The organism is Bathymodiolus heckerae thiotrophic gill symbiont, assembly GCF_900128515.1.
Taxonomy (GTDB): domain Bacteria; phylum Pseudomonadota; class Gammaproteobacteria; order PS1; family Pseudothioglobaceae; genus Thioglobus_A.
In genome coordinates this window covers 1-8,159 of the sequence record NZ_FQTP01000067.1, presented here as the reverse complement: position 1 = coordinate 8,159, position 8,159 = coordinate 1, and the positions used below count along the sequence as shown (strand labels likewise).

At 38.1% G+C, this 8,159-nt stretch carries 9 protein-coding genes; 6 read left to right on the top strand and 3 right to left on the bottom strand.

Translation table 11 applies throughout. The annotated features are described in order from the left end of the window. Positions 1-366 (top strand): IS30 family transposase (locus BTHERMOSOX_RS08090; RefSeq protein ID WP_138120579.1); only part of this gene is annotated, 366 nt, incomplete at its 5' end. A 12-nt stretch (positions 367-378) separates the two neighbouring features. On the opposite strand, the gene BTHERMOSOX_RS08085 is transcribed toward BTHERMOSOX_RS08090, so the two are convergent. Then, on the bottom strand, positions 379-630 hold the full coding sequence (locus BTHERMOSOX_RS08085) for a hypothetical protein (RefSeq protein WP_138120578.1): 252 nt from the start codon (positions 628-630) through the stop codon (positions 379-381). Positions 631-1,355: 725 nt separating this feature from the next. Between BTHERMOSOX_RS08085 and BTHERMOSOX_RS08080 the strand changes: the two genes are divergently transcribed. From BTHERMOSOX_RS08080 to BTHERMOSOX_RS08060, 5 genes are all read left to right on the top strand, one after another. Next, positions 1,356-1,631 carry an HU family DNA-binding protein gene (locus tag BTHERMOSOX_RS08080; protein WP_138120577.1) on the top strand — a complete coding sequence of 92 codons (276 nt, stop codon included), beginning with the start codon at positions 1,356-1,358 and terminating at the stop codon, positions 1,629-1,631. Between the two features lie 304 nt (positions 1,632-1,935). Next, positions 1,936-2,571 carry a response regulator transcription factor gene (locus BTHERMOSOX_RS08075; RefSeq protein ID WP_138120576.1) on the top strand — a complete coding sequence of 212 codons (636 nt, stop codon included), beginning with the start codon at positions 1,936-1,938 and terminating at the stop codon, positions 2,569-2,571. Next, the gene (locus BTHERMOSOX_RS08070) at positions 2,568-3,200 is read left to right on the top strand and encodes a GAF domain-containing protein (RefSeq protein ID WP_138120575.1); all 633 of its coding nucleotides are present in this window, start codon (positions 2,568-2,570) and stop codon (positions 3,198-3,200) included. Before BTHERMOSOX_RS08075 ends, BTHERMOSOX_RS08070 begins: the two co-directional genes overlap by 4 nt. Before the next feature lie 15 nt (positions 3,201-3,215). Further along, positions 3,216-3,626: a histidine kinase dimerization/phospho-acceptor domain-containing protein gene (locus BTHERMOSOX_RS08065; protein WP_138120574.1), complete on the top strand. Its 411-nt coding sequence runs from the start codon at positions 3,216-3,218 to the stop codon at positions 3,624-3,626. Between the two features lie 23 nt (positions 3,627-3,649). Then, a complete protein-coding gene (locus BTHERMOSOX_RS08060) occupies positions 3,650-3,916 on the top strand; it encodes an ATP-binding protein (RefSeq protein WP_138120573.1) in 267 nt (88 codons plus the stop codon). Positions 3,917-4,041: 125 nt separating this feature from the next. On the opposite strand, the gene BTHERMOSOX_RS08055 is transcribed toward BTHERMOSOX_RS08060, so the two are convergent. Together BTHERMOSOX_RS08055 and BTHERMOSOX_RS08050 are read right to left on the bottom strand one after the other, a co-directional pair. After that, entirely contained in the window at positions 4,042-6,201 is a 2,160-nt protein-coding gene (locus BTHERMOSOX_RS08055; RefSeq protein ID WP_171004699.1) for a YgiQ family radical SAM protein, read from the bottom strand. Between the two features lie 86 nt (positions 6,202-6,287). After that, a partial coding sequence (locus BTHERMOSOX_RS08050; protein ID WP_283204849.1) for a UvrD-helicase domain-containing protein occupies positions 6,288-8,159 on the bottom strand: 1,872 nt, incomplete at its 5' end.

Sequence of the window (8,159 nt, the reverse complement as noted above, 5' to 3'; positions counted from 1 at the left end):
AATGGCAAGAATGCCACTGAGTTGGCTGATAAGACTATTAAAGCGCTAAAGCCAATGTCAAGTAAGATTCATACCATTACCTACGATAATGGCTTAGAATTTGCTGAACATGAGCGTATGGCTAAAGCACTGGATGTGGATGTATATTTTGCTCATCCGTATTCTTCTTGGGAAAGAGGTATTAACGAGAATACTAATGGCTTGATTAGACAGTACTTCCCAAAGGGTACTGACTTTAACAAGGTGACAAATTCACAGATTGAATTTGTCATGAAGCGACTCAACACAAGACCTCGAAAAACACGAGGTGGGAAACAACCAGTTGAGTTATTTTTAGGAAAGGCTGTTGATTTATTAACGGCTTAGGAGAAATTGCACTTAATGTGCGAATTCAAGTTTTCTATAAACAACCCTGCCACCATCTTTAATCTCAACCAATCGACAGTTACCTTGGTTTCTATATTCATATGATTTAATCAAATACTTACAATGTTCAATACTGTGGCAAACCATTACCCCACTAGAAAGCGAATTGTTATTTTTATGAACAACAAGTGTTAGTGTGTGGGCACTAGCCAATATGGGTAGAAATACCAGTATTGCAAGCGTCATTCGCTTAATTATGTACATATAACTCCTTATAAACTATCTTGTCGCCATGTTTCATTTCAATTAAGTCCATACACTATCGTGACTGTCTTTATACAGGCCGTACCATTGTTATCACCTGCCTTGTCTGCAGGCGAGTGCGCGTTTAAATTAGCATTGACCAGTAATGGTAGTAACGCAAATAATACCGAGATAGATTCGATTGTTTTCATCTACAGCTACTAGCTACTCAAAGGACAGTCATTACTTTTGCCACACTTATAAGCTACAAACAAACCAGCAGCCATAGTTATTGTTATAAACACTTGGAAGATAATATTTTCCATAATAATTCCTATTTTTCTCGCCTCAAGAATAAGAGTATTATAATGTAGTAATATATAAAAAAATATAGCGGGAAACCGCAAAAATTAATCTAATAAATTAAAAGGATTGTTAGAAAAAAAGAATGAAGTGTCTAACATGACAACTCTGAGAAGAATACATATGCAGAAGTGGTCAAAATAAAAATTAACAACGCTACTACCTACAACCAATGCTAGACGGCGGCGATTATATTGAATTGCTTCTGCCGATAAGAGTAATTATTCAATGTTTTGTGGTTTACCGCCATGTTGACAATTCTTGATTAACATTATAATATACACACTAGCTAGTTGTTTGAATGTGACTTACATTTAAACATCGATCTTCCCTTGTAAGATCTTGAGTTAGACTTATTAAATAAAATCAATTGGAAATATGCCATGAACAAATCAGAATTAATTGAAGCAATCGCAACAACAGCAAACTTATCTAAAGCAGATGCAGGCAAAGCACTTAACGCAACTACAGCAGCAATCACTGGCGCTATGGCAAGTGGTAACGGTGTACAACTAACTGGCTTTGGCTCGTTTGTAATTAGAGACCGTGCAGCACGTACTGGTCGTAACCCACAGACTGGTGCTACTATCCAAATTAAAGCTTCTAAAGTAGCTGCGTTTAAAGCGGGTAAAGCATTAAAAGAGGCGGTTAATAAATAACCACATTTTAAATTAGTTCTCAGGAGAGAATTAGAAAGCCACCCAAGCGGTGGTTTTTTATTGCATAAAATTATGGTTAATAATATCGACAAAACAGACGCGTAGATTAGAGTATTGGTTGGCGTATTGTTTATCATTTTTTCGCTTATATTCAACGGTTGACTAGCCCTGATATCATTACTTCTGATTACTACAGCTCTAACTGCATGGTGTTTTATATACAAATTATTACGCATCTCTGGCTCTAAAGCTGAATACTCAACCTTTAGATATAAATAGCCTTAATTAACCTTATACTAATAACATGCCAATCCATTCCCCTATTCTTAAAAATACGATATTCCTAGTCGATGACGATAAAGACATACTAAGTTCTTTATCTGCACTATTTGAGCTAAGCGGCTTTAAGACAAAAACCTACTCATCTGCACTAGATTATCTACACCAATTGGATGATACACCAGGCTGTTTGATTAGTGGTATTTCCATGCCAGAGATGAATGGCATAGAGCTATTGATTGAACTTAATAAAACTGAACATGCACGCCCCACCTTATTTATTACAGGCGTTGCGACTGTCAAATTAGCAGTAGAGGCGATGATGTTAGGGGCGATAGATTTTATTGAGAAGCCGATAATAGCTGATGCCTTACTAGACAAAGTAACCAAAATTCTCATTAATTTTGAGAAAGATAAAGAAACGATTGATCGCTATAAAACATTCACTAAAAGAGAGAAACAGGTTCACGCTCTAATTGTTAAAGGTTTGACTAATTCTGCCATTGCTGAGCAGATATTTTTGACTGTTTCAACGGTGGAAAAGCACCGGTCAGTTATCATGAAGAAAATGAAAGCAGATAATTTAGCAATGCTAATGACAGACTTTCCAAGGCTAAAACTATTAGGCCGGTCATTATTTAACGAAGACGCCGACTCATGAGCCACCTGCCAATAATTCTAATTTTATCCATAACATTAGCTTTGTTGATTTGTAATTTTAAAATTAGATGCAAACTCGACAAGCAAAATAAAACCCTACAAAAAGACGGTTTTAACTCACAAGCAATCTATCAGCGCATGAAAAAACAAAATAGTAGTCGTGCCACGTTATCAAAAATGGATTTTAACAAGCCAATGCTGGAGGTGCTTAAACAACTATCTCAAAACTCTAGCAAAACACTCAATGTGGGGAGAGCGAGTATATGGCGCTATTCACATAATAAAGATGAGTTGCAATGCCTGAACTTGTATGAACAAGAGCCTGACACCCATACGCAAAAAGGTATTTTGAGTGTTGAGTCCTATCCAAAATACTTCAAAGCAATGGAAGTAGACAGAATTTTAAACATTAATAATGCTAGGACAGACGTGCGTACTCATGAATTTTTGGAGGACTACCTAAAGCCTCTTAACATCTACTCAATGCTTGACTTACCGATACTAATTAACAACGAAGTTTATGGCGTTCTATGCTTTGAACAAATAGGCGAGCCCAGAGTTTGGCGTGAAGATGAAATCGGCTACGGCACATCGATTGCCGATCTAATTGCACTAGCCATTGAATCTTAGCAAAGAAAAAGAGCTGTGGATAAGCTAATATCTCAATCACGACATGTGGTGATGGGCGAAATGATTGCTACATTAACGCATCAGTGGAAACAGCCGCTAACGGCCATGATGCTAAGTGTAGGAACGCTAAAAAATAAATTTAAGTCAATGGACATTGATGACAAAGACATGAAATATATTGAAACTCATGTTGCTAAAATTGAACGAATCATGTCTGAACAAAATCAAATGCTGAGTGATTTTAGAGACTTTTTTCATCCTGAAAAGCAAAAGGAATTGTTCAATATTGAAGCCAGTATTGGCAGTGTATTGGAAATGCTTGAAGGCAGCATCAAAGCACAGGGCATTCAAGTATTAGTAGATGTTCCAAGTGAGCTTGAAATCATGGGCTATGAGCGAGACTTCAAAACTCTGCTGACCAAATAATAACAAAAGAGATAAAAAACCCAATGATTAAAATCAATGCCAAAGCAAGTGAAAAATGCATTGATATTGTTATTAGCGATAATGCAGGTGGCGTTAGTCCATCAATCTTACCAACTGTATTCGAGCCTTATGTTTCTGATAAATCTTTAAATGGTACGGGCTTAGGCTTGTACATTAGTAAAAAGATTATTCAAGATCAGTTTGATGGTGATATTTTTGCAAGTAATACCAAAGATGGCGCACAGTTCTTAATCAAGTGCCCCCCCAGAGGCATAAAACCAAAAAAGTAAGCAATTTTTAAAATTCACTCCAGGATGATCTCTCTTGGCTAAAGCCAATTCATCTTCTGCTAAATTTTTGATTTTTCTGAAAAAACCAAAATGAGGCAGGCCTTGCCTGCCTCATTTGAACAAACTTACTTTTTTCTAGATTTTTTAGTAGAAATTCGATGGTGAAAGTCATTGTTTCTTTTTCGTGAATATTGTGGCTTAGTGGTATTACTCACTCTAAAGTAAGGCACCAAGCACTCTTCGCCATTGCCAATTAAATCATTGCGACCCATTCGTTTTAATGCCTTGCGCAGCACATCCCAATTTTTAGGGTCGTGATATCGCAAGAAAGCTTTGTGTAATTTTCGTTGTTGCCCACTCCTGGGAGTTTTAACAGCCTCAGAATTACGAGTGATTTTCTTTAGAGGATTAAGCTCAGTGTGGTACATAGCAGAGGCAATAGCTAACGGTGTTGGGATAAAAGCCTGCACTTGATCAGGTTTAAAATTATTCTGCTTTAGCCACAAGGCAAGATTCAACATATCTTCGTCACTGGTTACTGAATGAGAGGATATAAAATAAGGAATCAAGTACTGCTCTTTACCCGCCTGCTCAGAGTAACGATCAAACAATTTTTTAAACTGATGGTAAGAGCCAATACCAGGCTTCATCATCTTTGATAAGGTATTATCTTCAGTATGCTCAGGCGCAATTTTTAAGCGTCCACCAACATGATGAGTCACTAATTCTTTAATATATTCTGGATCACGAACTGCTAAATCATAACGCAAACCCGAGGCGATAAAAATACGCTTGATACCTTTTAGATTACGTGCGCGTCGATACAGTTTAGTTAGGGGTTTATGATCCGTTCCCAGATTTGGACAGATATCAGGATAAACACAAGTTAGACGACGACAAGTAGCTTCAATTTTTGGATCCTTGCATTGCAAACGATACATATTGGCCGTAGGGCCACCAAGGTCGGAAATATTACCTTTAAAATCCTTATCGGTATCACGGATGGTTTCAATCTCCCGAATCACAGAATCTTCAGAACGACTCTGAATAATACGACCCTCATGCTCGGTAATGGAACAAAAAGTACAGCCACCAAAGCAACCGCGCATAATATTAATGGAATAACGAATCATGTCGAAAGCTGGAATTTTCAGCTTACCATAAATAGTATGTGGCTGACGTGTATAAGGCAGCTCAAAGACACTATCAAACTCTTTCATTGACAAAGGAATTGGCGGCGGATTAAGCCAAACATCGCGCTCAGCATGCCGCTGCACCAAAGCTCGTGCATTGCCTGGATTGGTTTCTAGATGAAATACACGAGATGTGTGTGCATATAGATAACGATCTGTAGCCACCTGCTCAAAAGACGGTAGGCGAATAACGGTATTTTCTCGATTCAGACCTTTAGTACGATGATCAAAATCAATCACCTGGGCTGCTCCTTGATTGGGATCAATTTTAGTAGGCTTGGTTTGATTATTTTTATCACTACAGCCTTCTTTATCTTTCGCAGAAGTGTCAGCGTATGGATCTGCTTGCGGATGAGTTAAGCTTTTATCAGAATCAATCTCACTTGAATCTAACACCGTCCAGCCTTCAGGAATTCCCTGACGCATAAAAGCTGTGCCACGAATATCAGTAATTTTCTTAATACTTTCGCCCGCCGCAACACGATGTGCCACCTCTACAACCGCGCGCTCAGCATTACCAAAAAGCAATAAATCAGCCTTAGAATCAGGCAAGATAGAGCGGCGAATGGTTTGTGACCAATGATCATATTGAGCAATGCGCCTTAAACTGGCTTCAATACCACCAATAATAACCAGGACGCCTTTGTAGGCTTCCTTGGCACGCTGAGTATAAACAGTGGTTGCACGATCAGGGCGTTTGCCCGCTACAGCGCCAGCAGTATAAGCATCATCAGAACGTGGCCTTTTTTCAGCCGTATAATGATTCACCATTGAATCCATATTGCCCGATGCAACCGCAAAGAATAAATTAGGCTTTCCTAGCTTTTTAAAGTCATCTGCAGAGTGCCAATCAGGCTGGGAAATAATCCCGATACGAAACCCTTGTGACTCCAGCAATCGACCAATAATCGCCATACCAAAACTAGGATGATCTACATACGCATCGCCAGTAACAATAATAATATCGCACGAATCCCACTCCAAATTATCCATCTCTTTACGAGACATAGGCAACAATGGTGCAGGCACAAGTCCTTTTTTATGGGGCCAGAATTTTGGGTATGAATAAAGATTTTTAGGCGCTAACAACATGTTCTAAATTATACAGAACAGATCGATGATTTAATAATCGTAAAATCAAGGACATACATTGAATTGTTAAGTGGCCTCAGCTGACTCTATATTTCAATTAACTGGCTCACAGCCGGGCAATAAAGAACGCACTTAATTTCACCACTATAAGTGTTTGACAACACCTCTTTATAATAATTAAGCTGCTTAGTGTGGGTCTGATACTGTCTTTTAATGTATAAATCGTTGGTTTCATCTGCTAGTTTATCGGCAGTTTTAAAATCAATAATCCATAAAGTATCATTCTCAATAAACAGTCTATCAATAATAATACTTCTACCCTGGTCGATAAACTCAGCTTCAACCTGAGTGGATTGTCTTTTTTTGAATAACCAGTCGAAATTGTTATCTTGACGCGTGTTTTTCAACAACTGGATAATATGATTTGTAGATGGCGTTAGATTATCTAAAGAAAACCCGAGCTCTATTAATCGTGTACCAATAACTTTGGCGCTCAACTCAAACACATCAAGCTCCAAACATCGATGCACAAAAGTACCTAATAAACTTTTGTATCCCATATCAATACTGTTATTCAGCTCAATTTCTTCATGGGCACCAATAACAACTGCTTGAGTATTTAACATGGTTTTGTAGCGCTGCAATTGTGGCGCTTTAATAGGCGCTTCAATTTCACCTTCAACATCACGAAACTCTTCAAACTGTTGCTTCACCAAAGGCTCAAGTAGTTTTAAAAATGTATTTTCACTAGCCTTGTTAGCTTTATTAAGTGTGGCTAATAAATGAATATTAGATTTAGCACGTGTCATCGCAACATATAGCAATCTCATGCTTTCAAAATGTCCTTGACGCGAGTCTAATTTCTGTAAATAACGATAGGTGTAGCTAGGATTTTTGTGTTGATATGATTTGATTGGTGCGAGCAATAACGATTGATCTGGAAATTCATGCAAATGAATAATGGCGGATTGATTGGCTCTTGGCGCTCTTCCTAGCCCAGGAATAATAACCACTTCAAATTCCAATCCTTTGGCTTGGTGTATGGTCATTATTTTGATATTACTGCTAATACTCGGTGCATACAGTTCATCAAGCTGCTGGTTAATTGTCTTGATATCAAGCTTGCCAAGCGCTTCACACTCATGAACGACACTCAAGAATTGACGTTTGATCATATTTTTTTGCTCAGATAAAGATTGCTGTGGGCATAATTGTTCCATCGCAAATTCAAGCATTTGCACAAAACTAAATCTTGATTGATTACTGACAATGGTCGCTAAACTTGCATGAAGACTTTTCGCTCTTGTTGAGCCGTCTGGTGTTAAGTCTTCCAGCACTTTTGGTGTGTTAATCAACTCAAATACAACACTACCCTGATGATTAGATAAGTGCAAAATATCTGACAACACTAAGCCACACCACGGCGCCCTAAGAATGGCCAGCCATGCCAGCTTATCGCCTAGATCTAACAATCCTCGAGTTAGACTAACCAAATCTCTAGTAAAAGATTCCTTATTTAACGGCGCAGTTTTCAGTGCTTCAAAGGTAATGCCTGCTGTTTTTAGTGTGGGCACAATTTCATTCAGATGAGAACGATTTCTAACCAATATTGCCACATCCTTATCTATATTTTTTTGCACAATACTTAGCACCTGTTGTGCCTCTTGAGTATAAGCTTTATATGCAAATGAATGAAACTCAACCTTGCCTTGATCTCCTGTAGCCTCGTTAGCAACCGATGCAGAATAGCCAATCGCACCCAGTTGAGAATTTTCAGTTTGAGGAAAAATGGTCGAAAAATAAGTGTTATTCGCTTCTACAATGATTTTGTCAGATCTAAAATTAGTTGTTAGTTGTAAAAAAGAAGGCTTAAGATTCGCAATACCAATCTCTCTCACTTGCAAAAACAACCCTACCTGTGATTGTCTAAATAAATAAATAGACTGCATAGGATCGCC

Excerpts from the sequence above, each read along its gene's own strand:
- BTHERMOSOX_RS08085 (WP_138120578.1), bottom strand. The coding sequence starts at position 630 with ATGTACATAATTAAGCGAATGACGCTTGCAATACTGGTATTTCTACCC.
- BTHERMOSOX_RS08080 (WP_138120577.1), top strand. The coding sequence starts at position 1,356 with ATGAACAAATCAGAATTAATTGAAGCAATCGCAACAACAGCAAACTTA.
- BTHERMOSOX_RS08075 (WP_138120576.1), top strand. The coding sequence starts at position 1,936 with ATGCCAATCCATTCCCCTATTCTTAAAAATACGATATTCCTAGTCGAT.
- BTHERMOSOX_RS08070 (WP_138120575.1), top strand. The coding sequence starts at position 2,568 with ATGAGCCACCTGCCAATAATTCTAATTTTATCCATAACATTAGCTTTG.
- BTHERMOSOX_RS08060 (WP_138120573.1), top strand. The coding sequence starts at position 3,650 with ATGATTAAAATCAATGCCAAAGCAAGTGAAAAATGCATTGATATTGTT.
- BTHERMOSOX_RS08055 (WP_171004699.1), bottom strand. The coding sequence starts at position 6,201 with ATGTTGTTAGCGCCTAAAAATCTTTATTCATACCCAAAATTCTGGCCC.